Source organism: Streptomyces sp. NPDC090994, assembly GCF_044768905.1.
Taxonomy (GTDB): domain Bacteria; phylum Actinomycetota; class Actinomycetes; order Streptomycetales; family Streptomycetaceae; genus Streptomyces.
This window is the reverse complement of sequence record NZ_JBIVWS010000045.1, coordinates 1-22,173: the sequence shown is the minus strand read 5'-3', so window position 1 is coordinate 22,173 and position 22,173 is coordinate 1. Positions and strand designations below refer to the sequence as shown.

General features: G+C 69.3%; 19 protein-coding genes. 8 read left to right on the top strand and 11 right to left on the bottom strand.

Translation table 11 applies throughout. The features are described from left to right. Positions 1-260: 260 nt before the first annotated feature. The 6 genes from ACIQR3_RS37905 to ACIQR3_RS37880 all read right to left on the bottom strand — a co-directional run bounded on the left by ACIQR3_RS37905 (position 261) and on the right by ACIQR3_RS37880 (position 7,084). A complete protein-coding gene (locus tag ACIQR3_RS37905) occupies positions 261-488 on the bottom strand; it encodes a helix-turn-helix transcriptional regulator (protein WP_403546099.1) in 228 nt (75 codons plus the stop codon). 188 nt (positions 489-676) lie between these two features. After that, positions 677-1,336: a hypothetical protein gene (locus ACIQR3_RS37900; RefSeq protein WP_403546098.1), complete on the bottom strand. Its 660-nt coding sequence runs from the start codon at positions 1,334-1,336 to the stop codon at positions 677-679. Between the two features lie 274 nt (positions 1,337-1,610). Then, positions 1,611-1,994: a RidA family protein gene (locus ACIQR3_RS37895; RefSeq protein ID WP_403546096.1), complete on the bottom strand. Its 384-nt coding sequence runs from the start codon at positions 1,992-1,994 to the stop codon at positions 1,611-1,613. 46 nt (positions 1,995-2,040) lie between these two features. Further along, positions 2,041-3,534: a carboxylesterase/lipase family protein gene (locus tag ACIQR3_RS37890; protein ID WP_403546094.1), complete on the bottom strand. Its 1,494-nt coding sequence runs from the start codon at positions 3,532-3,534 to the stop codon at positions 2,041-2,043. A 21-nt stretch (positions 3,535-3,555) separates the two neighbouring features. Further along, positions 3,556-4,470, bottom strand: a complete 915-nt coding sequence (locus ACIQR3_RS37885; RefSeq protein ID WP_403546092.1) for an MBL fold metallo-hydrolase — start codon at positions 4,468-4,470, stop codon at positions 3,556-3,558. Positions 4,471-4,825: 355 nt separating this feature from the next. Further along, positions 4,826-7,084 carry an FUSC family protein gene (locus ACIQR3_RS37880; protein WP_403546090.1) on the bottom strand — a complete coding sequence of 753 codons (2,259 nt, stop codon included), beginning with the start codon at positions 7,082-7,084 and terminating at the stop codon, positions 4,826-4,828. A 431-nt stretch (positions 7,085-7,515) separates the two neighbouring features. Between ACIQR3_RS37880 and ACIQR3_RS37875 the strand changes: the two genes are divergently transcribed. From ACIQR3_RS37875 to ACIQR3_RS37855, 5 genes are all read left to right on the top strand, one after another. Further along, a complete protein-coding gene (locus tag ACIQR3_RS37875) occupies positions 7,516-10,302 on the top strand; it encodes an AAA family ATPase (protein ID WP_403546088.1) in 2,787 nt (928 codons plus the stop codon). A gap of 55 nt (positions 10,303-10,357) precedes the next feature. After that, positions 10,358-10,927, top strand: a complete 570-nt coding sequence (locus ACIQR3_RS37870; RefSeq protein WP_403546087.1) for an MFS transporter — start codon at positions 10,358-10,360, stop codon at positions 10,925-10,927. 797 nt (positions 10,928-11,724) lie between these two features. Next, the gene (locus ACIQR3_RS37865) at positions 11,725-11,886 is read left to right on the top strand and encodes a hypothetical protein (protein ID WP_403546085.1); all 162 of its coding nucleotides are present in this window, start codon (positions 11,725-11,727) and stop codon (positions 11,884-11,886) included. A 656-nt stretch (positions 11,887-12,542) separates the two neighbouring features. Continuing rightward, entirely contained in the window at positions 12,543-12,911 is a 369-nt protein-coding gene (locus ACIQR3_RS37860; protein WP_403546083.1) for a ribosome-recycling factor, read from the top strand. A gap of 303 nt (positions 12,912-13,214) precedes the next feature. After that, positions 13,215-13,442, top strand: coding sequence for a hypothetical protein (locus ACIQR3_RS37855; RefSeq protein ID WP_403546081.1), 228 nt, complete (start codon positions 13,215-13,217; stop codon positions 13,440-13,442). 510 nt (positions 13,443-13,952) lie between these two features. Here the strand turns inward: ACIQR3_RS37855 and ACIQR3_RS37850 are convergent. From ACIQR3_RS37850 to ACIQR3_RS37840, 3 genes are all read right to left on the bottom strand, one after another. Next, complete coding sequence (locus tag ACIQR3_RS37850) at positions 13,953-14,909, bottom strand: serine/threonine dehydratase (protein ID WP_403546079.1); 957 nt, start codon at positions 14,907-14,909, stop codon at positions 13,953-13,955. Positions 14,910-14,949: 40 nt separating this feature from the next. Further along, complete coding sequence (locus ACIQR3_RS37845; RefSeq protein ID WP_403546077.1) at positions 14,950-16,011, bottom strand: carbon-nitrogen hydrolase family protein; 1,062 nt, start codon at positions 16,009-16,011, stop codon at positions 14,950-14,952. Between the two features lie 99 nt (positions 16,012-16,110). Continuing rightward, positions 16,111-16,842: an IclR family transcriptional regulator gene (locus ACIQR3_RS37840; protein WP_403546075.1), complete on the bottom strand. Its 732-nt coding sequence runs from the start codon at positions 16,840-16,842 to the stop codon at positions 16,111-16,113. A gap of 738 nt (positions 16,843-17,580) precedes the next feature. Between ACIQR3_RS37840 and ACIQR3_RS37835 the strand changes: the two genes are divergently transcribed. The 3 genes from ACIQR3_RS37835 to ACIQR3_RS37825 all read left to right on the top strand — a co-directional run bounded on the left by ACIQR3_RS37835 (position 17,581) and on the right by ACIQR3_RS37825 (position 20,621). Then, positions 17,581-18,168, top strand: a complete 588-nt coding sequence (locus tag ACIQR3_RS37835) for a TetR/AcrR family transcriptional regulator (protein ID WP_403546074.1) — start codon at positions 17,581-17,583, stop codon at positions 18,166-18,168. Positions 18,169-18,296: 128 nt separating this feature from the next. After that, entirely contained in the window at positions 18,297-19,703 is a 1,407-nt protein-coding gene (locus ACIQR3_RS37830) for an amidase (protein ID WP_403546072.1), read from the top strand. A 261-nt stretch (positions 19,704-19,964) separates the two neighbouring features. Then, positions 19,965-20,621 carry an NAD(P)H-binding protein gene (locus tag ACIQR3_RS37825; protein WP_403546071.1) on the top strand — a complete coding sequence of 219 codons (657 nt, stop codon included), beginning with the start codon at positions 19,965-19,967 and terminating at the stop codon, positions 20,619-20,621. Positions 20,622-21,007: 386 nt separating this feature from the next. Here the strand turns inward: ACIQR3_RS37825 and ACIQR3_RS37820 are convergent, their stop codons facing one another. Beyond that, positions 21,008-21,757, bottom strand: a complete 750-nt coding sequence (locus ACIQR3_RS37820) for an SDR family oxidoreductase (RefSeq protein WP_403546070.1) — start codon at positions 21,755-21,757, stop codon at positions 21,008-21,010. 13 nt (positions 21,758-21,770) lie between these two features. Further along, a complete protein-coding gene (locus tag ACIQR3_RS37815) occupies positions 21,771-22,025 on the bottom strand; it encodes an SDR family oxidoreductase (protein WP_403546068.1) in 255 nt (84 codons plus the stop codon). Between the last annotated feature and the right edge of the window lie 148 nt (positions 22,026-22,173).

Below are 22,173 nucleotides of genomic sequence, written 5' to 3'. Positions count from 1 at the left end.
CTTCCCACGGCTTCGGCCGAGCCACCCGCACCCCCAGATCACCAGTCTCAGAGTGATCCAACCACCTCGAAGATCATTTCGTTAGGAGTTCTAAGGGCCTGACCCTGGACGGACTGCGTCAGGACCGGATCCTCAACGAGGCATTCGAGAGCGCTGACCCCCTCAAGCTCATGCGGCTGTTCGGCATCACCGAGCAGACCGCCATGCGCTACGTCGGCGCCGCTCACCCGGAGCGAACAGCCAAGCTACCTCGGTAGGCGTCACCGGGTGGGCGGCTCTGGATCACTGAGCAAGCTGTCCAGATCGGCGAAGAGTTCTGCCACGTCGACACCCAGTGCGTCAGCGAGAGCGAACACCTTGTCCAGCGAAACGTTGCGGCGACCGCCTTCGACACCTACGTAGAAGACACGGTTCATGCCGGCCGCCTCGGCAAGTTGGGCCTGAGACAGTCCCGCTCGATTGCGCAGGTCCTTGAGGCGCCTTCGGATCGATCGTCTGGTCGTAGGTCAGCGACGTGTGTCTCAGCGTTATGGGTGTTTGCCCACAGGACTCGTTCGATCTCACCAGTGTCGGTGACTCACGGAGGGCACATTCGCGAACCTGCCGGGGGAGCCGGAAGGAACTGTCAGCGACACAGCGCGGCATGGGTGCGGCACGGGTCCACGTGCCGCACCCCTCATAGGCTGCATCTCCCGGCGGCCAGTGCCGTGATCGCGCACTCCGCCGCGTGCCGTGCCGCGAGCGCGGAGGGGAAGGGCCCATGGCTGTGGGAGGCGCGGCTGGCCGGTCCGCCGGTGATCCGCCACTGCCAGGTGGTGCGCGTGGCAGGGGGCGCGGGGTGGTGCCAGACGGATGGTGCGGCGGGGGGCGCGTTCTCCACCCTCTGGACCAGTACGCCGTGGAGCACGCCGCCGATCACGGCTGAGGCGCGCCTTACGTCGTCGTCGGTGGTCCAGTCCAGAGGTGTCGGGGTTGACTCCGACACCTCCAGGAGGGCGTCGGCGAGGTCGGCCAGCGTCCGGTACAGCGCGGCACGGACCGCGTCGCTGTGGTGGCGGCCCCACCGGCATGGGGTCCGTTCGGCGATTTCGTCCACGATGGCCTGCGCGGCGATGTCGTCCAGAGAGTCCGGCTGTTCGAGGCGTTCCCGCGCCAGAGTAGCGGTGGCGCCCCACGCGAGGTCGTCGCGGGTCATGGCGGTGCCGCGGGCCAGCGTCCACAGGTCGGCGGGCCCCAGGTCGTCGACCGTGTGCTGGATGCAGCGGGCGGCCGCGTCCGAGGGGGGCGGGACCTCGGCGTTCAGGAGGCCGGCGCGCACCTCGGTGGCCGCGCTCACGTCGCCCGGTTGCAGGGCGCCCAGCGGCAGTGAGGACGCTGCGTGGAGTACGTGCTCGTAGACGCGCCGTACCGGATGAGACCCGGAGGGCGGTGAAGGGTGCCCCGACAGGGAGCACAAGGCATCCAGCAGGTCCACCGGTACAACCCGCAGGTTGACGCACGCCCTCGACAGGCAATCATCCATCGTGCCCCCCCTTTCCGCTCTCAGGGATGGAGGCCGGTCTGGCGCGGTCCCGGGTACCGTGCCAGACCGGCCCTGCGCTGTAACCGAGTCAGTCGTCCAGGACTGCCAGGGCGTCGATCTCGACGAGCAGTCCCGGCGGGAGTTGCATGTAGACGGTGGTGCGGGCGGGGAAGGGTTCGCCGACGGCCGCCGCGTACGCCTCGTTCAGCTCGGGCAGGTGGGCGGGGTCGGTGAGGTAGACGCGGAGCATCACGACGTCCTCCAGGCCGGCGCCGGCCGCCTTGAGTACGGCGGTGACGTTGCGCAGGGTCTGCGCGGTCTGCTCGGCGACCGTGGTGCCGACGACCGCGCCGGTGGCCGGGTCGAACGGGAGCTGCCCGGAGACCTGCAGGATCGGGCCCTTGCGGATGGCCTGGGACAGCGGGGCCGGCAGGGTGGGTGCGTTCTCGGTGGTGATGACGGTTCTGGTCATGGTGTGTCCTTTGCGGAAGGGCGCACAGAGCGATCTGTGCGAGGGGTCAGGCCCAGGCCTGTCGTTCCTGGCTGCGGGGGTCGTCGACCTGGGTCCACTCGGCGTCGATGTGCATGGTGGCCCGGCGTGTGGTGTCGTACTGGTCCCAGCCGGGATTACCGGTCCTGGCGAAGCGGATCCAGGCCTCGTGCGTGCGGGCGGCGAGGTCCGTGGGGGGCTTGTCGGGGCCGAGCAGGGCGCCCTCACCCGCCAGCTGCGGGAGCTCCGCGATGTCGAAGACGAAGGGGAGCTCCATCGCGTGGGTGGCGCCGAGGTCTCCGCCCAGGGCCTGGGAGCGCCAGGCGAACTCGTAGCTGAACGTGGCGGACTGGGGGTGGGCGGCATGTGCGCCGACCAGGGCCCAGCTGCCCGCGCCGAACAGCGCGTCGCCCATGATGGCCGACCGCAGCTCACCGAAGGACGCCTCGGGGCGGGTTTTGCGGTACGTCTCCACGAGCTGCGCGGGCTTCGGGTGCGAGCGCGCCGCGGTGTCGTCGACATCGTCGGCGGTCGAGGTGGCGTACTTGTACACGGGGACCAGGTAGAGGTTTCCCTCCTCGGTGTTGGTGCCGACGAGCAGGTCGACGTCGGCGCTCAGGCCGGCGGCGACGGATACGGCGGGCTGCGTGTCGAGCACCAGGCTGAAGGGGCTGAGGCCGATCAGCGGGTCGTGGTGGGTGGCGGTCTGCAGGTCGATGCCCGCGAGCTTGGAGGCTGCCCCCACCAGGCGCTTGTCGGGGATGTCCGCGAAGGCGTCGACGTGCGGCTCGATGCCCAGTTCCTCGGCCGCGGCCTTGGTGACACGGGCGGCCTGTTCCGTGGTGAACGCACCCAGACCGCTGCCGCTCTGCACGATCGCCCGGCGGAACAGGCCCGCGGCGTCGGGGGTGGCGAGGACGCCGCCGACGACGGTCGCCCCGGCCGACTGGCCGAAGAGGGTGACATTGTCCGGGTCACCACCGAAGGCGGCGATGTTCTCCCGCACCCAGCGCAGCGCCGCGACGACGTCGAGCAGGCCGCGGTTGGCGGGCGCCCCAGGGATGTCGAGGAACCCTGAGATACCGAGCCGGTAGTTGAGTGTGACCAGGACGACGTCGTCGCGGGCGAAGGCGGAACCGTCGTACAGCGCGGACCGCGTCGACCCGGCGACGAACCCGCCGCCGTGGACGAACACCATCACGGGCAGGTCGCCGTCACCGGCCGCGGGCTGGAAGACGTTGACGGTGAGGTAGTCCTCGCCGCGGCTCCAGCCGGCGCCGAAGTAGGGGGCCATGTCGATGCTGCCGAGCTTGCGCTCGGACTGCGGGGCGTTGGGGCCGGGCGCGGTGGCGTCCCGTATGCCATCCCAGGGCTCGTGCGGCTGCGGCGGGGCGAACCGGCCGGCGCCCAGCGGAGGAGCGGCGTAGGGGATGTTCAGGAAGGTGGCGGTGCCGTCGTCCTGGCGCAGGCCGCGGACGGCTCCCTGTGCGGTGGTGACGACGGGGTCGGGTGGGTTGCTCACAGCGATGCCTTTCCGCGGGTTTCAGCCCTGCTCGGAGTACGGGGCGAAGGGCGCCCAGCCCTTGATGTCGAAGGTGTTGCCGTTACGCGCGATTTCGGCGGCGCCGTGGCCGCCCAGGTGCGCGGGGATGACGAGCGCGTTGTTGTCGGCGGCCCAGCCCAGCACCTTGCGGCGGGTGGCGCGGGCGCCCGCGGGGTCCTCGCAGAAGCAGCTGTTGGCGTCCGGCTCGACGATCTGCACCGGGTTGTGCAGCATGTCGCCGACGAACACCGCGCGGTCCGTCCCGGAGCTGAGGGTCAGCACGGAGGAGCCGGGGGTGTGTCCGGGAGCCGCGTCCAGGCGCAGGTCGGCGTCGATCCGGTGGCTGTTCTCCCACAGCAGCGTCTGGCCGGCCTCGTGCACGGGGGCCACGCTGTCCTCGAAGACGTTCTGGTTGCCGCGGCCGAGCAGCGGCTGGTGGCCGTTCGCCGGGTTCCAGAAGTCGAAGTCGTCCTTCGGCATCAGATACGTGGCGTTGGGGAACGTGGGAACCCACTGCCGCCCGTCCAGGTACGTGTTCCAGCCGACGTGGTCGACGTGAAGATGCGTGTTGATCACGATGTCCACGTCCTCGGGCTGGACGCCTGCCCGGGCGAGGTTGGCCAGGAAGTCCGTCTCCAGGTGGCTCCAGACCGGCGCGTACGGGCGCTCCTTGTGGTTACCCACGCCGGTGTCGACGAGGATGGTCTTGCCGCCGCTGCGCAGCAGCCAGGTCTGGATCGCGGAACTCACGATGTTTGTCTCGGCGTCCAGGAAATGCGGGGCCAGCCAGTGGACGCCGTCCTTCCAGACCTCCTGCGAGCTTTCCGGGAAGAAGGCGTGGGGCTCCATTTCGACGGAGCCATAGTATTCCCATACGCGAGTGATGGAGACATTGCCGAGAGTGATTTGCTTCATGCGATTTCCTTGGAGTTCGGAAGGTTTACCCAACCGTACGAGCGGCTCCAGCGGGCGCGGTATCCGTCACGTGACTGCACCTATGCTTACAGCTCTGAGCAGGGAAGTTTCATCTCCTAGACTCAGCGAGAGGCGAGGCGGATCCCCGTTCCGAGTTCCATTCCCAGATATCTCGTAGACGAGCGCGTGGCTACCTCGCCGCGTTCACGAGACGGCAGCCGCATCCGTATGCCCGCTTGCAGGCCGCGTCGTGTGTGGTGGCCGTCCCTGCCTTTCACGTCGGCGGCTTTGATGCCTGCCGATCAGCGAAATGCAAGGGTGTGCGGTCACCCCAGTGATGCGTTCTGCCGGAATGTCAGACGGCTTGGGCACCTTCGCACTGGTCCGCGAGATCGGCGCAGTGCACTGCGGCAGCCGGGGCCGGCCCGTGCGGCGACGGGATGTCAACGCTCTCGGGCGGGACCATGGTGGTGTGGCCGGGGTCCGAGATGAGCGGGTCCAGGGCTGGCACAAGCGCGGTCAGGGTCGCGTCGAGGCGATTGATGTGCAGCAGCAGGCGATACTCCGGCGACGGCCGGCTGCGGCTCACACGCCGCTCCTCCGAGAGCAGGGACAGTGCCCTGACGACTCTGGGGCGTGCCGTGTGCGAGGAGTTTCCCGGTCGATGGCCGGTGAGGCGGATCAGGTGGGTCACGGTCTCGTGCACACGGTCGGCCGCGGCAGTGAGGCGGGGGGCGCATTCCGGGACATGGCCCGCCGGGAGACGCTCGGCCGTGGCGGCCAGGCTCCGTGCGTGGTACGCGCTGGCCTCAAGAAGTTCCAGCAGGTGGCGGGCGTGGTGACGTCGGCCGCGCTGCGGATTGAGCGGATGGGTGAGCGGCAGACTGGCCTTGCGGAAGGACTCCAGTGCCTGGTCGAGGTCGTGTGCCGCGCGACCCCAGCTCGTCGGGTTTCCCGCGTACGTGCTTCCTGACGCGATGGCCCGAAGGAGGCGGTCGAGGACGCGCAGGAAACCGACCAGCTCCTCGTCACTGGCTCGGCGGACCGTGGTGGGAAGTACGAAGACGGCGGCAAGGATCCCGCAGGACACTCCCAGTGCGGTCTCCTGGACACGCAGGAGCAGCACGTGCGTCGAGAAGGTGTCCATCAGCGCGAGCAGCATGCTGAGTGTGCCGGTGATGAAGAACGTCACGGCCCAATAGACCTGTGCCGGGGTGTAGAACATCCCGAACATGCACAGCAGGAGCAGGATCAGGAGGACAGGGCCGTCTCCGCCGACCAGGGCGGCAAGGCCGTAGCCGAACACCACGCCGAGGACAGTGCCCGCCAGCCGCCGGACACTCTGCAGCAGCACCTCGCCGGTGCTCTCGGTCCTGATGAAGACGACCCAGGCAGCCACGACGGCCCAGTACCACAGGTGCGGAGACAGGAGATGACCGCCCGCGACGGCGAGGGCCGAGGCAGTTGTCACCTGGAAGGCCTGACGGGTGGCTTGGCGCTTCAGGCTTTCGGTGTCTGTGTCCCTGTGCGGCACCGCCCGGAAGGTTGGTGGGGCGGGCTTGTGAGGAGGTGTCCCGAACCCTGCCGGGCGGCCGCGTGGGCCGAGAACCCGCAGAGCTGCGGCAAGTTCGTCGACCGCGGGGAACAGGTCTTCCACATGTGCGGAGCCGGTCGGCCGGTTCGCCGGGCCGCCTTCGTATCTCTCCTCGCACTGTTCGGATGCACAGGCCGCTCCCCCGGTGAGCTGGTGCCGGAGAGCCCGGATCCGCTGCGCGAGCCGCTGTCGTGCCGTCCGTTCCGCCGGATCGTTGCGGGCCGCCGGTGTGCGGACCGCGCGAACCGTGAGTACGGCCAGGCGCTGCGTGGCCACCTCCACACGACCGATGTGCCGCAGCAGGGCCTCGGTGCCCTCGTCGACGGGGCGCTCGTCGAGGAAGTCCTCAATGAGCAGCACGGATGCGTGCAGCCTGTCGAGGCGGTCCTGCAACGAGCGGCTCCGGGTGCCGTCGTCCTGCCCGGCGGCGACCATCGAGGCCGTGTCCCGCAGGACGTCATGCAGACGCACGTCGAATGCGTGCCGCAGCCGCCTCAGAGCTCCGGCCGCCGTGACGGGGCCGGCGCAGTACCACACGGTCGTGACGGCCCCGAAAGCCACAAGTACCGATGCCCCGAGTTGTGGAAGCTGGTCTGCTCGGGCCTGGGTGAATTGAGACAGCAGGAAGGCCATGAAACCGAAGATCCCCAGGCCCATCCCTCGTGGGCCGAACCGGCGGGCCTGAACCGCGAGGTAGATCACCACCAGAAAGATCGGCTTGGCTGCCGTCGGGTACGGCGTCAGCACGGCTCCGGCGGCCAGGGAGGCGAGAGAGAGCGGAGCGCCGAGTCCGAGGGTGATGAGCTGGTTGCGCGGATGCAGGTCGCTGATCGCCAGTGACGTCGTCATCGCGGTGAAGCCGCCGACCACCAGCGCCGTTTCGGGCGCTCGCAGCGCTGTCAGCACGGCAAGGGCCGCGGCTGTGCCGAGCACGGCGCGCATCGCGGAGGTCAGACGTATGAGCCCGGGATCAAAGGCGGCGAAGCGGTCCCACAGCGTTGCCGTTGCCCTTGCCACCATGGTGATCTCCGTGAGTCCTTTCGCGGGTGCACGGCCGTGAGGGGTGCCTCGAGGTTCTGGCCGGCCACCGCCCGCGTCGCCAGTCTCGGTGGGGGGGGCTCCGTCCGGTATGCGTCAGGTGACTGCTCTCGGAGGTTGTGCAGCATGCCAGTGGAGGACCGTGGGGTAGCTCGCGGTGGCCGGGATGGTGAAACGAGACGAGACGTCCGTTGTCGGCGTTGACGACCGCGCGGTGCCGTCGTCGGGCCTCAGGTTTCCGCGCCCCGCGCGTTCGCTCAGGTCGTTCGCCCGTTCAAGAGCTGCCTCGTGGGCCTGCTCCGGATCGGCGACGACTGCGCCTGAGTGCTCCGAGCGGGTTCGACACTGCTCCTGCGGGCGCTGCGGTTCCCCCGCGCTAGTGTCTGGGGGTATCTCGATTCCTTGGAGCATCCGTGGAAAACGATGGAAGGGCGAGTGGGGACCGGCGCTCGACGCGGAATTCCGGTCTGGCGGTGGTGGGCCGAGAAACCGAGACCGCGGAAATCATCCGGCGCGTGGGCGCTGACCGGTCCCACAGCGACGTGTTGATCGTCGCGGGTGACCCCGGTGCCGGAAAGAGCACGCTGCTCGACCTCGCGGCCGATCGCGCACGGGGTGCGGGTGGCCGAGTGCTGCGGGCGGTGGGGAGCGAATCCGAGGCGCACCTTGGGTTCGCCGGTCTTCATCAGATGCTGCGCCCGGAACTCGGTGAAGCGGAGGGCCTGCCGTCGCGGCAGCGCTCCGCGCTCCGTGCCGTCCTGGGGCTCGAAGAGTGTGCGGAGACTCCCGACACGATGCTCGTCGGTCTGGCGGTTCTGACCTTGTTGTCGGACCTGGCGGAAACCGCCCCGCTGCTGGTGGTGGTCGACGACGCCCAGTGGATCGACCGCGGATCGCTGGACGTTCTCTCCTTCGTGGCGCGACGCATGGACAGCGAGCCCGTCACGCTGTTGATCGGAGTGCGCACCGCGGACGCGCTGCCCGGCTTCGACAAGGGATACGAGCGCCTCGAACTCGGCCCGCTGGACGCCGAGGCGGCCAACCGGCTGCTGGACCGACAGCCCACGCCGCCGACCGGCCGAACCCGGGTGCGGATCCTCGAGGAGGCGGCCGGCAACCCGCTGGCCCTGGTGGAACTCGCCCACGCCACCGCGATCCGGCAACCCGAGGGCAGTGGCGTGGAGGGCCCGCTGCCGGTCACCGACCGACTGGAGCGGATCTTCGCGGGGCACGCGGCGGACCTGCCGGAACCGACCCGCCGCATCCTGCTGCTGCTCGCGGCCGCCGACGCGGCGGACGCTCAAGCGGCGGCCGTGGGACTTCCCGAGGCGGACGACGAGGCATGGGTGCCCGCGGACCGGGCCGGTCTCGTACGTCAGGACGGATCCGGGATCTCCTTCCGGCACCCGCTCGTCCGCTCCGCCGTCTACCATGCCGCGTCGTTCGAGGAACGCCGCCGGGCCCACCTCGCTCTCGCGGAGTTGCTGCGCGAGGAGCCCGACCGCCGCGCGTGGCACCTCGCCGCCGCGACCGTACGCCCCGACCAGGACGTGTCGGCCGCCCTGCAGCAGACGGCCGACCGGGCCCGGCTCCGAGGTGGCTTCGCGGCCGCTGCGGCGGCCCAGGAGCGCGCCGCGGAACTCAGCCCGCGCCGCGAGGACCGGGCGCGCCTTCTGACCGAAGCCGCTGCCACCGCCGTCTTCACCGGTCAACTCGGCTGGGTGGAACACCTGGCCGCCGCAGTCCGCTCGTGCACCGACGACCAGGCACTGCTGGGCAAAGCCGCGCTGGCCACCGGTCAGCTCATGTCCCTGGGCCCCCATCACACAGCATCCTTCGCCCTGCTCATGCGTGTCGCCGACGAGGCGGCGGACGCCCGGTCGCCCCTCCTGCTCGACGCGCTGGCCGCGGCGGCGGTGGTCCGTTACTACTCGGGCGATGAGTCCCAGCAGCGAGAGATCCAGAACCTGCTCTCCCGCATGCCCGACGATGCCGCCGGAGCGGCCCTGCGGGCCTGGGTACTGGCCGTCTCCGACCCCAGCAGCGCAGGAGCCTCCCTCGCACCGGTGCTGCCCGGGCTCATCGCCGAGGCCAAGGGCGACGCCAGTCGCCTGACCGCGCTGGCCATCGTCGCCTGGCTGCTCGACCAGACCACCCTCGCCGCCAGGACCTTCGACGAGGCATTCGACCAGTGGCAGGCCCGTGGACAGCTCCCGGACGGACTGGGATGCGCGGCCGGCTGGACCCGCCTGGAGCAGGGCCGATGGGCCGAGGCCCGCTCGGTGGCCGCCGAGATTTCGGCGGTGGCGTCGTCGGCCGGACTCGACCACGCCGAGGCGTGTGCCCAGGCACTCGACGCCACGGTGCTCGCGCTGCTCGGCGAGCCGGCCGACGCGCGACGGCGAGCCGAGCAGGCGCTGACCCTTGTCGACCCGCTGGAAAGCCGCTCCGTCGCGGTCTTCGCGCGTCGGGCCCTGGGCCTGGCGGCGGTGGCCGAGGGCGACTACGACACCGCGTACGCGCAGTTCCGCTCCGCGTTCACCGACGACGGCGATCCGGTTCACTACCACGTCTCCTACACCGTCCTGGCCGAACTCGCCGCGGCGGCCGTCCGCCGAGGCCGACAGGAGGACGCCGCCGAACTGCTGGAGCGATCGGCGCGGCGTCTCGGTACCGGCATGTCGGCACGGCTCACCGCACTGTTCGACCGAGGCCGCGCCCTGCTGGCGGATCCCGAGCACGCGGAACCGTACTTCCAGGCGGCACTGGCGGACGATACAGGTGAGCAGTGGCCGTTCGAGCGGGCGCAGACACGGCTGGACTACGGTGAGTGGCTCCGGCGGCGGCGCCGTATCGCCGAGGCCCGCCCGCTGCTGAGCACCGCGCTGGAAACCTTCCAGCGGCTGGGCGCGCGGCCGTGGATCGAGCGGGCCAAGGCAGAGCTGCGCGCGGCCGGCATCGAGGCCGCCGAAAGCGTAGTGCCCAGTGCCTTCACCGAACTCAGCCCGCAGCAGCAGCAGATCGTCCAGCTCGCGGCCCGCGGCCTGACGAACCGTGAGATCGGAGAGAAACTGTTCCTCTCGCCGCGCACGGTCGGCTCCCACCTCTACCGGGTGTTCCCCAAACTGGGCATCACCGCCCGCGCACAGCTCCGCGACGTGGTCGAAGGCACCCTGTCGGGAGCCAGTGCCCATATCTGAGACGGCAGGGTCCGCCGCTGCACGAGTGCCGGCCCGCAGGTCGAGGACCGTCCCGATGCAGAACGTCCGCGGCTACGGCGCCCTGGCCACCGGTCTGGCCTTCATCCCCGCCGCGCTGGTCGGCATGGCCGGCACCAAGCTGAGCGAGAAGCTGCTCGGCAAGGTCGGCCCCCGCACCACGATCATCACCGGACTGCTCGTCGGCGGCGCCGGCATGGCCGTCCTCGCCGCCGCCATGTCCCCCACCGGCGGCTACCCGATCCTGCTGCCCGGAGTGATCCTGCTCAGCCTGGGCCAGGGCATCGCCTGGACCGCGATGTTCGTCGCGGCCACCAATGGAGTCGACGGCCACCACCAGGGCATCGCCTCAGCCATGGCCTCCACCACCCAGCAGATCGGCTCCGCCGTCGGCCTGGCGATCCTGGTCGCCATCGCCAACGCGGGTGTCCACACCATCACGGGCCCGGACCTCGTCCCCGGCCTGCGCACCGCAGGATTCACCGCCGCCGCCCTCACCCTCCTCGGCGTCGCAATCGCCCTCACCCTGCGCCGCCCCGCCCGCACCGCGCCGGCCCCCGCCGCCACCAGCACAACCCAGCCAACGGAATCCAGCATCTCCGCCTGAGCCAAAGATGTCGCCGATCGGCCCCGCCCACCGCGGGGCCGATCGGCGACATCCGGCAACCGGACTCGGCGTCAGGACCGAGCGCGCCGCACCCGACTCCCCAGCCACTCACCGGAATTCGCCGCAATGCACTGCGAAACTCGCACGTGATGCGAGTTACGGAGTGCGGCGGGGCGGTTGAGAGCAGCAGCAACTCGTACGCGAAGCCCCACCCATCCGGGGATTCGCGTCCGGGTTCCCGCGCCGCGTGACGCAGGATTCTGCGAACCCGCGCGCTTCCGACAGGGCTGCCCAGAAGGTCCGCCGGCAGGAAGTGGGCCATCGGTATGTTGAGGAAAAGCTGATCTCTGCGGGCGCTCCCGTCCCCCGGGCCGGAAGCGACCCGGCCGTCTGGCTGCAGGAAGCCCTGGAGGCCGTCCCAACACGCCTGTTGAGACACCGCGGAGCCCACCGCTTCTGCGGACAGTTCTCGCGTGTTGCCGCTCTACTTACGACGCTACCAGGGCGACGGGCTCACGACTGATGGCTACGGTCCGAGCCCGGTCGCGATGCGGCTGATGGTCCGGGGCTCGCGGGGGTCTCCTCCGTCGCTGAGCTCACGGACAAGAAGCTCGGCGACCTCGGCTACCTCGACCGCAACTGCGAGGCCCACTGGAACGACGTCGTGCGCCTTGTCCGCTGCGCATTCGACTGGTTCCGCGGTGTGGATCCGCTGGAGAGACCGGCCTGGGAGCTCGGCGACCTCGGCCTGCGCTCCCGCGCGCAATCCGGATTCCGCGTGGCCTCGCGCAGGCTGGATGTCTCACAGATCCGGCAGGAGTGGCTGGCCCGCTGCTGGCCGACTGGTCAAGGCGACCGCTCCCAAGAACAACGCCTTCCGGCGCACCTTCGAGGACTGCCTGTCGGCCTCGCGCGCGCTGGCCGCGCGGCCCGACGGCGGTCAGACCTGGGCGCGCTGAAGGTCACTGACATGGACGCTGTCGGCGCCGCGATCCGCGACCGAAAGCGTCAGGACGGCACGGCCACCCTCGGCTACGCGTCCCCACGCCGAGCTCCTTGCGCACTTCTGCCAGCTGCTCGACTTCGGGCGGCGTCTGCAGATCCTTGACGACGTCGCTTCGGTCCTCGCCCGCTACCCGCACGACAAGATCCCATACGAGGACGCGGCCGAAGACTTGAGTTCCCACACCGCGATTACCGTGAAGGATGGGGTGTGACTATGACACTCCTTGATCGTTAAGCCGCTGGAAGAGCACCTGAGCACAGTGCCATCAAGGCCGTGGGGCGGTGCAGAACGAAAGAGGCAACTTTCTAATTTCGAAGTGGGGCCCGGTTCCGTCCGCCTGCCCTCATCCGGGCGTGAGTGGTCGCAGTGCAGAAAGTGCCCTCGGTACTGATGTTGTTGGGTTCGGCTCCTTCGCTGGTGCTTGGAGCTGCCGAGGTGCGGCGCCGGCATGTAGTTCCCGGAGGTCCGGGATGTGCTTGAGGCAGATCGTCCAGTCGCGGCAGCCTAGGCTCCCCCGATCGACGGAATGGTGATCATCGCAGGTTCCTCGATCTACACCCGGGGCAGGGCAGCGAGAGCAAAAGCAGCCGAGCAGAAGGAGATGCCTCGATGTCCACCGTCGAAGAAACCAGGAACGACCTCACCAAGACCCTGGAGGCGACCGCCGACACCCTCAGCCGCAGCCTGGCGAAGATCCGCACGGGCCAGGCGAGCGAGCGCGTTCTGGACGACGTCAGGGTGGACTACTACGGTACGTCGGTGCCCCTGAGCGGGCTGGCGACGATCTCCGTCCCCGAGCCCGGCCTGGTCGTGGCCGACCCGTGGGACAAGTCCAACGTCGAGGCGGTCGCCAAGGCCATTCCTGCCGCCGGCCTGGGACTGACCCCCGAGGTGTCGGAGGGCGTCGTGCGCATCCCGTTCCCGCCAAGCTGCATCTGGCGCTCGAGCAGGGACAGAAGCCCATGTCCATCGTGCTGACCGCCGGGCAGCGCGAGGACTCCCCGCAGTTCGAGGCCGTCCTGGGCCGGGTCCGAGTGCCCCGGCCGGGGCCGGGCCGGTCGCGCACCCCGCCGCGGCGGGTGCGCGCCGACAAGGCGTACGCCCTCCCGCACCAACCGCGCCTGCTTGCGGCGGCGCGGTATCCGCTGCACCATCCCGGACAAGGCCGATCAGGGGCGCAGCCGCAAGAAATGCGGCTCGCGCGACGGGCGGCCGCCGAAATTCGATCCTGGTACGACAAACTCACGGCCCGTTACGAGGTGGCCATGCTCGTCGCGGCCATTGGTCCGGCTCGGATGGGTCCGCTCCCCGCAGTCGATCGAGGTCCGCTTCGGCAACAGCCGGGCCGGGGCCGTCGACGTCGCGCTCTACACCACGGCCTCCGTCGACGCGGTCGTCCCCGCCCACCCCGAAGTCGACTGGGAGCAGCTGCGCACCATGGAGAAGGGCCGGCGCTCTCCGTTCGCGTCGCTGCGCCCGGATTCGGCGCCGGCGTCCGTACCGGCGTAAGCCTCCGACTTCCTTCCGCCCGCCCGCGTCCCACCGCCGCCCAGAAGGGAAGCCCGGGGCGCGGGCGTTCTTCTTGCGAGTCGCTCACACGTGCCCGGCAGCCAGCTCCCACAAGGGTCGGGCGCGCCCGGTCCCGCTGCAGTGGAAGCAGATACCTCCTCCCGGCGTGCTGCGGACGCCGATGGTGCCAGCGCCGCCGGTGGTGTCGTGCACGTTCGCAGCGGTAACGAGGACAGTCGGGCCCAGAGCCGGGGTGTCGGTGATCAGGTGCCTCATGCGCCCCTTGATCAGCTCTCCGTGCTGGGCACTGTGGTCATCGACCGGCCTGTGCAACGAAGCGTGGACGCACCGACACGCCCCGCCGGGCCGAGAGCAGCAGGAAGGCCCCTGGTCGCGGCCACGGTGAGGTCTGCCGGCTCCTGCTGGCTCGTGGGCGGCGCTGAAGGACGAGCTGCCCCATGCGCGGCCAGCGTGGGCGTCCGGCATTCAGTACGGATGACGCAAGGTCCCTCAGCCCACCTGCTGTGAGGGTGATGCGTTGGCTCCCGAGATAACGACGGTGGCCCCGTCCGGGAAGCGTTCGGAGTGGGTGAGCAGTGAGGCGAGAGCGGTGGTTCCACCAGGTTCGGCCGCGATGCGCAGCCGCTGCCAGAGGAGTGCCCGGGCGGCGGCGATGTCCTCGTCTGCGACGGTGAGCGTCTTTACGCCGAGGGAGAGGCCGACAGCGGTGGCTATGCGGCCCGCCTGCCGGGCTCCCAAGCTGTCCACGGCGATGCCGCCAACTTCGACGTCCACTGGTTCCCCTGCCTCCAGCGCCGCTGTGAGCGAGGGCGCCGAGGACGGTTCGACTGCGATCACGCGATTGCGTCCGGCCAAGGCCAAGGCAACCCCCGCGTACAGGCCTCCTCCACCGCACCCAACCACCACGGGCTGCCCCTCCGGTACTTGTTCGGCCAGTTCCAAGCCAAGCGTGCCCTGTCCGGCCACCGTCCGGGGGTCGTCGTAAGCGTCGATATGGAAGGCGCCCGCGTGCCGGGCATGGTCCTGGCTGGCTGCCAGTGCGTCGGCGTAGAAGCCTTCGACGCGCCGCAGGCGTGCACCGAGGGACTCGATGATGTCGGTTTTGGACCGGGGGGAAAAATCGGGTACGAACACGGTGGCGGGCAAACCCGCTTCGCGTGCCGCCCAGGCCACGGCGGCCCCGTGGTTGCCGCCCGACGCGCAGCAGACACCGGAGGGTGCGACGCCGTCCGCGGCGCGCAGGAGAGCGAGCGCGTTGGATGCGCCGCGGACTTTGAAGGAGCCGGTGTGCTGGAGGAATTCCAGCTTGAGGGTGATAGGGATAGGCGCGTCCAATTCTCCGGCTGCCAGCCGCATCACGGGTGTGCGGCGCACTGCGGTGCGGATCCGTTCGGCTGCGGCCCTGATGTCATCCGCGGAGGGCATCGTGACGGGCTGTGCGTTCATGGGCGGTGTCCAAAGGGCCGGAATACCTCAGGGCGAGGATTCACATGTCGGTCGTGTCGTCGGGCGTGGCAGACGGCGAGGAGAACCTGGCAGACAGGTCGGCCGAGTGGGATGCGCTGAGACTGGTGTTCATCTGTACGGCGCGGCGGACCGTGGTGTCCACCTGGAGACGGAAGATGTCCGGCCGGGCGTAGTGGCCGACTGGGTCGAAGTCGTAGCGAGCGCGTGGGATCAGTGCCATGTCGAGGTCCGCCGTCAACAGAGCTTCCTGATCCAGGATGGGGCCGGCCAGCACTTCGCCCAGCGGGCCGATGATGCTGCTGCCACCTCGTGAGACGGGTTGCGCGGGGTCGTCGCCGTAGGGCGTGGGGTGGTCCAGGGGGAAGTCGCCCGTGCGCAGGTACTGGTTCGCCGCCAGCACGAAGCATCTGCCTTCCATGGCGATATGACGCATGGTCGCGTGGTGGCTTTCTCTGCTGTCCGCTGTCGGCGCGCAGTACAGCTCGATGCCTTGCGCGTACATGGCAAGCCGCGTCGCGGGCATGAGGTTCTCCCAGCAGATCACCGCTCCCATGCGGCCGAGCTTCGTTCGGTGCACGTCAAGAGTCGAGCCGTCGCCGAACCCCCAGATCATCCGCTCGGCGCCGGTGGGCATGAGTTTGCGCCGCTTCCCGAGGAGGGCTCCTGTGTCGGAGAAGAACAGGACCGTGCAGTAGAGCGTGCCGTATTCCCGCTCGACGACGCCGATGACCAGGTGAGTGCGGGCATCGGCAGCCAGTTCGCCCAGACGGTCCGTGACAGGGCCGGGCACCTCCACGGCACCGCTCCAGTACCGGGCGAACTCGTCTCGCCCAGCAGTGGTTCGGTCACCCACCACGCCCCCGAACGTCGAGCCCTTGGGGTACCCGCCGACGAATGCCTCAGGGAATACCACGAGATCCAGGTTCCGCTCGGCCGCCTCGGACAGCCACCGTTCTACCACAAGCAGCGTGGCCACCGGATCGAACGGAACCGGGGTGGCCTGGACCACTGCTGCCCGAACTACTCTCGCCTGGCCGGGACGTGTGTGCGGGCCGTTGTACGCGCTGTCGCCACTGGTCATGCCTGTGAGGATGCCGATGACGATGCTGGTAGGGAACAGCGGTCCCATTCAGCGGGACACGCGGGGGGCAGGACATGTTCACGACCGCTGTACGACGGTTCACGGTGAGACTATGCCGGGGAGCCGCGAGAGCGCCCGGGCGGCCGCACGGACCTGGTTCGCCAGGGGAGACAGCGGCCGGGATGCCGGGACGGAGACCGACAGTGCCCCGGTGATGGACCCGGGGCGGGTGATGACGGGCGCTGCAGCACAGCACAGACCGGCACTCACCTCTTCGTGGTCGAAGGCGATGCCAGAGCGGGTGACCTCGTCCAGGGCCGCACGGGCGCTCTTGGCTATCTCCCGGTCGGTCACGGATCCCAGTACGCGCCTGCGCTGTTCCCAAGGGAGTCCGGCGAGGAGGACCCTGCCGACGGCGCTGCCGGCCGGCGGCTGAAGGCGTCCGACTTGTGACGGCGCGACGTCCCCGTCACGTCCCACGAGTTTGGCTATGTAACAGACGGCGTCGTTCACGAGGACCGCGAGGTGAACGGTCGCTCCCGTCCGTCGCTGCAACTCGGCCAGGACGGGTTGCCCCACAGCGGCCAGCTGCGCCCCCGGCCAGCTGGATCCGAACCGGAACAGGACGGAGCCGACGGTGAAACCCTCGTCGACCCGGGCCACGGCGCCGTGTACTTCCAGCTGCGTCAGCAACCGGGACACGGTCTGCTTGGGTATCCCCGTCGCGCGTGTGATCTCGGCCGAGCGCAGCGGGGCGTCTGAGGCTTCCAGGACGCCGAGGACCGCGAAGGCCCCGTCGAGGACTCCCCGCCCGAGGGACCGTCCGCTCATCGTTTCGCCGTCCTTACTTGTGCACCCCTGTCAGGCGGGGAGCCCCGGCTGCGGGCCGGGCTCCACGGCTTTGCGCATAACGCCCTCGGCGAACCGTACCCCAGTGTTGCGGGGGCGGCCCATGTCTCGTTCGGGCCAGCCCCAGTGGCTGCCTGCCGGGGCAACGTGCCGTCGTGCATGACGGCCGGTACGTCTCCGCACCCGTGTCGCGTCGAAGAACCATTTCAGCCACGGCCCAGCTCACCGCGTCCGCGCCCACATCGCCTGGTTGCCGCCCGCCGCGCTCGAGGAGGTCCTCACCAACGGCGTTCAGAGCGCCCTGGCGTCGGAACCGCCCGTAACGGCAAGACCCTGCAGTGACTGGCGTCCTGGCAATCTGACCTGTTCGCCATGCATAACGGCACGCCGTACGCGGTCGTGAAGGCGAAGTCCTCCTCCCACCGAAATGACGGCGGCCCTCGGCCGGCAGCAGTGGAGCTGTGCGGCCACCCCGGAACCCGGCCGGGGGCGCCCCTGCCGCCGCCCTGGCCCAGCAGGCGTGTTCCATAGGTGCCCGCGACCATGCGGGTGCCGACGGTCGCGTCCTGACCGTGCCAACGCCTCGCCCACTCGGCGACGAGCTCGGGCCAGCACGCTCATGGCCCGCCAGAGGCCTCGGGGCAGGAGACCCTGATCGAGATTGCGAGGGCACTCCCTCCGCTATAGACGACCGGTCTATTCGTGCGGTACGGTTGAGCCATGTCAGTCACCAAGGCGGAAACACGCCAGGTAATTCTGGATACGGCACGGCGGATCGTGGCCACTAAGGGCTACTCCGCGGTCGGGATCAACGAGATCCTTGCCGCGGCAGGAGTTCCGAAGGGGTCGTTCTACCACCACTTCAGCTCCAAAGACGCCTTCGGCGAGGCGATGATGCAGAGCTACTTCGACGACTACCTCGCAACCCTCGACGGCATCGCTGCCGACAAGGGCAAGAGGCCGGCGGAGCAGTTGATGGCCTACTGGCAGAACTTCTATGACACACAGGCCGCGGACGACTGCCAAGGTGGCTGCCTAGTCGTCAAGATCGGAGCGGAGATCGCCGACCTCTCCGATGCGATGCGGACCGCGACAAAGGCTGGTACCACAGCGATCGTCGACCGCCTGGAGCAGATGATCACCAACGGCCTTGCAGACGGGTCTGTGTCCGTCGACGACGACCCGCGCCAGACGGCCGAGGCTCTCTACGATCTGTGGCTCGGCGCCAGCATGATGGCAAAGATCCACCGCAGTCGGGACCCCCTCGACCGAGCCATGATCACCACGCGTCAGGTCCTGCACGTCTGACACGCACAGTTCATACGCGTATGTGACACGCGGGGCATGAGCCCGTCGCTCGCGGCGTAGGGCCGGGAGCATCACAGCAGGACTCTGAAACTCACTAGTAGACCAGTCTAATCTAAGGAGATTGCGCCATGACTACCGACCTCATCTACTCCGACGCGAGCGAGCTGGCCGAACTGATCCGCGACCGGAAGGTCTCCTCCGCCGAGGTGGTACAGGCGCACCTGGAGCGCATCAAGTCAGTCGATCCGCAGGTCAACGCCATCGTCACGCTCGCCGACGGTGCCCTGGAAGCCGCGAAGGCCGCGGACGAGGAACTCGCGGCGGGCGGGGAGGTGGGGCCGTTGCACGGGGTGCCCTTCACCGTCAAGGACTCCTTCGACACCGCCGGGGTGCTCACCCAGCGCGGTTCCCCGATCTTCAAGGGCCGTGTCCCGGACACGGACGCCACCAGCGTGGCTCGTATGAAGCAGGCCGGCGGCATCCTGCTCGCGAAGACCAACCTGCCGGAATTCTCCTACTCGACCGAGTCCGACAACCTCCTTTCGGGCAGGACGAACAACCCCTGGAACCTGGAGCGCACGCCCGGCGGTTCCAGTGGCGGGGAATCGGCGGCGATCGCGGCCGGTATGTCGCCGCTCGGGCTCGGGAGCGACTTGGCCATCTCGGTGCGAGGGCCGGCCGCCCACACCGGCATCGCCGCTCTCAAGGCGACGCACGGGCGCATCCCGATGACGGGAGTGTGGCCCCGGGCGCCGCGCCGTGACTGGCACGTCGGTCCGATGGCCCGAACCGTCCGCGACCTCGCGCTGGCGTACTCGGTGCTCTCCGGCCCGGACGGCGCCGACGGCTTCGCCACCACTCCGCGCGAGTTCGACACCGGCCTGGGCGCGTCGCCGCAGCGGCCTGTCCGTGTCGGCTGGCTGGTCGACTCCGGGCTCGGCCCGATCGACTCGCAGGTCGCCGCCACCGTGCAGAACGCCGCCGAAGCGCTGCAGGGCGCGGGGGTGAAGGTCGAGGCCGTGGACATCCCGGCGCTCGAGCGGGATAACCCCCTTGAGCTCTTCTACCGCCAGCACGTCATGGAGGTGAAGCCGGCCTTCCGGGAGGCCACCGTCGGCCACGAGAACCAGATGGGCAAGGTGTCGAAGTCCATGCTCGCCGGCCCCGACACCTCGCTGCGCGACTACGTCCTGGCCGAACAGGGCATCGAACGCCTCCGCGACGCCTTCACCGAGTACTTCCAGCAGTACGATGCCCTCCTGCTCCCGGTCCTGCCCATCCCCGCCCACGAGCACGGACTCGCCCAGTTCACCATCAACGGCCAGACGGTGGACGCCGCCCACATCCAGACCGCGACCATCCCGTTCAATCTGACCGGACTCCCCGCCCTGTCCATGCGGTTCGGCACGAGCAGCGACGGCCTGCCGATCGGTGTGCAACTGGCCGCCAGCTGGCACGCCGAATCGACGATCCTGCACCTCGCGTCGCTGCTGGAATCGCTCAGCCCGGTTCGTGACCTGCACCCCACCATCTGACGGCTGAAACACGCCGTACGCACGCTGTGGGGGACGCGTCGACCGCCGCGTCCCCCACAGCCCCGCTTTCACTGCCTCGCGCAACGCCCCCGCACCTGGCCCGGCGCTGCACGCCATGGGCACACGACGTGTGTGCCCTTTCCCCGGCACCGTGTGGTTCCCGCGCCGGATCGCATGGCCGTCTGACGTCGCGCGGTGGCCACGCACCGCCGCCATCCACGTCAGGTCAGCCCCACACTCCACCGCCCAGGAGGGCAGGACATGAACATCTTCGTCATTGGGATCGCCGGCAAGGTCGGCTCACTGCTGGCACGTGAGCTGATCGCTCGAGGCGACCACGTCAGCGGACTCGTGCGCACCACACAGCAGCAGGAGGCGCTTGCCGAGATCGGGGTCAGTGGCCAGCGCGGAGACCTCACGAAAGTGTCCGCACGCGAACTCGCCGAACTGATCGGCCCCGCAGGGGCCCTCGTGTTCACCGCAGGAGCCGGCGGCGCAGGCACTGAAGCCACCACCGCTATCGATGGCGACGGAGTCGTGAAGGCGATCGAGGCCGCCCGCCTGGCCGGTGTCACCCGCTTCGCCTTGGTGTCGGTGTTTCCCGAGGCCTGGCGCGAACGCAACCTGGGCGAAGGCTTCGACCACTACATCGCCGTAAAGAAGTCGGCCGACATCGCCCTCACCAGAAGCGGACTCGACTGGGTCATCCTGCGCCCGGCTGCCCTCCTGGACACCCCCGGGCGGGGGACCGTGGCGCTCGGCCCCGCCGAGCGTCACGAGGAGATCCCCCGGGCGGATGTCGCCCTGACCCTCGCCGAACTGCTGCACGAGCCCCGCATCACCCAACAGATCCTCGAACTGACCAGCGGCGGCACCCCGATCCGAGACGCGGTGCGCGCTAACGCACCCAACCGCTGACATGACCGCAGTATCCGGTATCGAGGACGAGACCGAACCTCAGCTCACCACCGTCACCGGCCATCCGGTCATCACACCCGACGACTGATCCGTTACTCCAGCCCAGGCGGCCGTCAAATCGGCGGATGACGGCCGAGGCGGACACCGCCACCCCGCCGGCTCCGGGAATCCGTTGCACTGCGAGCAGCGGCCAGCGGGGGTGCGACGCGCCTGCGCTTCACGAGTGACGGAGGACGACTCGATGGCAGTGGATCAGGGCCGAGGCGGGCGAGGGAGGGCGCCAACCTCTTCATATCCGGTTGGTACACGTGCGTTGCAACAGGCGGGCGGCGACGGCTTGAGCTGTTCGGATCGTTCGACGGGCTTCCCTTCCAACTACGGACTGTTCAATACGCCAGCTCCCCGATCCCCCCGTCCACGCGCAGCACCGTGCCTGCGGTGTAGGCGGACTCGTCCGAGGCGAGGTACACGGCCGCCTTCGCCAGCTCCGTGGTGGTGCCCAGGCGGTGCAGGGGGACCGTCCGGCGGAGTTCCTCATAGAGGGCGGCCTGGCGTTCGGGGCCGAGAGAGGCAAATGCGTTGGTGACGGTCGGGCCCGGACTCAACCCGTTGACGCGGATGCCCCGGTCCCTCAGCTCGTAAGTCAGGCCGCGCGCGTAGGAGAGCAGACCTGCCTTGGCCGCGCCGTAGACGGTCGCGTTCTCGTGGCCTATGTAGGCGGAAACCGAGCCGACGAGGATGACCGAGGACTGCTGTGAGAAGAGCGGCAGCAGATCTCTGATCAGGAAGAACGGCGACTTGAGGTTGGTCGAGACGAGTCTGTCGAACGCCTCCTCGGTCCATGCGTCGAGCGGTAGGTGGGTGGTGTCGGCGGCGTTACTCATCAGGATGTCGAGCTTCGGCCACTCCGCCCGCAGGCGTGCTGCAAGTGCCGTCTGAGCGGATATGTCGCCGGCGTCGCTGGCGATGGTCAGCAGCGGGCCTTCCAGCAGCCGGGCTGCCTCGTCCAGTCTGTCTTGGGAGCGGCCGGTGATGGCGACGGCCGCGCCTTCGGCGAGGAACTGGCGGGCTGTTTCCAAGCCGATGCCGCTCGTTCCTCCGGTGATCAGTGCGTGCTTGCCTGCGAGACGCTTCACTGTTCTGAGCTCCTCAGATCACGGTCCGGCCGCCGTCGGCGGCCACGACGGCTCCGGTCACGTAGCTGGCTCGGTCACTGGCCAGGAAGGCGACTACCTCGGCCACTTCGGCCGGGTCCGACGTGCGTTTGAGCGCGGTGGTCAGCCCTATGCCGCCCATGTCCGGCCCCATTGCCGCGACCACTTTGGACGTGCGCATCGGCCCGGGGGCCACGGCGTTGACCCGCACGTTCGACTCGGCGAACTCCGCCGCCCAGGTGCGGGTCAAGGATGTGAGCAGTCACGGCAAGCACCGTTGCAGTACTAAGAGCCAGTACCGGAGCAGGCGGACTCGGTGCGCTGGTCGACGAACTCAAGCACGCTCTCACCGGGACGGCTGCTCCGGCAGCGTCCGGCCCGGTCGCCCTGGAGGTATG

Excerpts from the sequence above, each read along its gene's own strand:
- ACIQR3_RS37845 (WP_403546077.1), bottom strand. The coding sequence starts at position 16,011 with ATGACCAGTGGCGACAGCGCGTACAACGGCCCGCACACACGTCCCGGC.
- ACIQR3_RS37835 (WP_403546074.1), top strand. The coding sequence starts at position 17,581 with ATGTCAGTCACCAAGGCGGAAACACGCCAGGTAATTCTGGATACGGCA.
- ACIQR3_RS37850 (WP_403546079.1), bottom strand. The coding sequence starts at position 14,909 with ATGAACGCACAGCCCGTCACGATGCCCTCCGCGGATGACATCAGGGCC.
- ACIQR3_RS37860 (WP_403546083.1), top strand. The coding sequence starts at position 12,543 with ATGTCCACCGTCGAAGAAACCAGGAACGACCTCACCAAGACCCTGGAG.
- ACIQR3_RS37880 (WP_403546090.1), bottom strand. The coding sequence starts at position 7,084 with ATGGTGGCAAGGGCAACGGCAACGCTGTGGGACCGCTTCGCCGCCTTT.
- ACIQR3_RS37865 (WP_403546085.1), top strand. The coding sequence starts at position 11,725 with ATGTCTCACAGATCCGGCAGGAGTGGCTGGCCCGCTGCTGGCCGACTG.
- ACIQR3_RS37895 (WP_403546096.1), bottom strand. The coding sequence starts at position 1,994 with ATGACCAGAACCGTCATCACCACCGAGAACGCACCCACCCTGCCGGCC.
- ACIQR3_RS37830 (WP_403546072.1), top strand. The coding sequence starts at position 18,297 with ATGACTACCGACCTCATCTACTCCGACGCGAGCGAGCTGGCCGAACTG.
- ACIQR3_RS37885 (WP_403546092.1), bottom strand. The coding sequence starts at position 4,470 with ATGAAGCAAATCACTCTCGGCAATGTCTCCATCACTCGCGTATGGGAA.
- ACIQR3_RS37840 (WP_403546075.1), bottom strand. The coding sequence starts at position 16,842 with ATGAGCGGACGGTCCCTCGGGCGGGGAGTCCTCGACGGGGCCTTCGCG.
- ACIQR3_RS37825 (WP_403546071.1), top strand. The coding sequence starts at position 19,965 with ATGAACATCTTCGTCATTGGGATCGCCGGCAAGGTCGGCTCACTGCTG.
- ACIQR3_RS37870 (WP_403546087.1), top strand. The coding sequence starts at position 10,358 with ATGCAGAACGTCCGCGGCTACGGCGCCCTGGCCACCGGTCTGGCCTTC.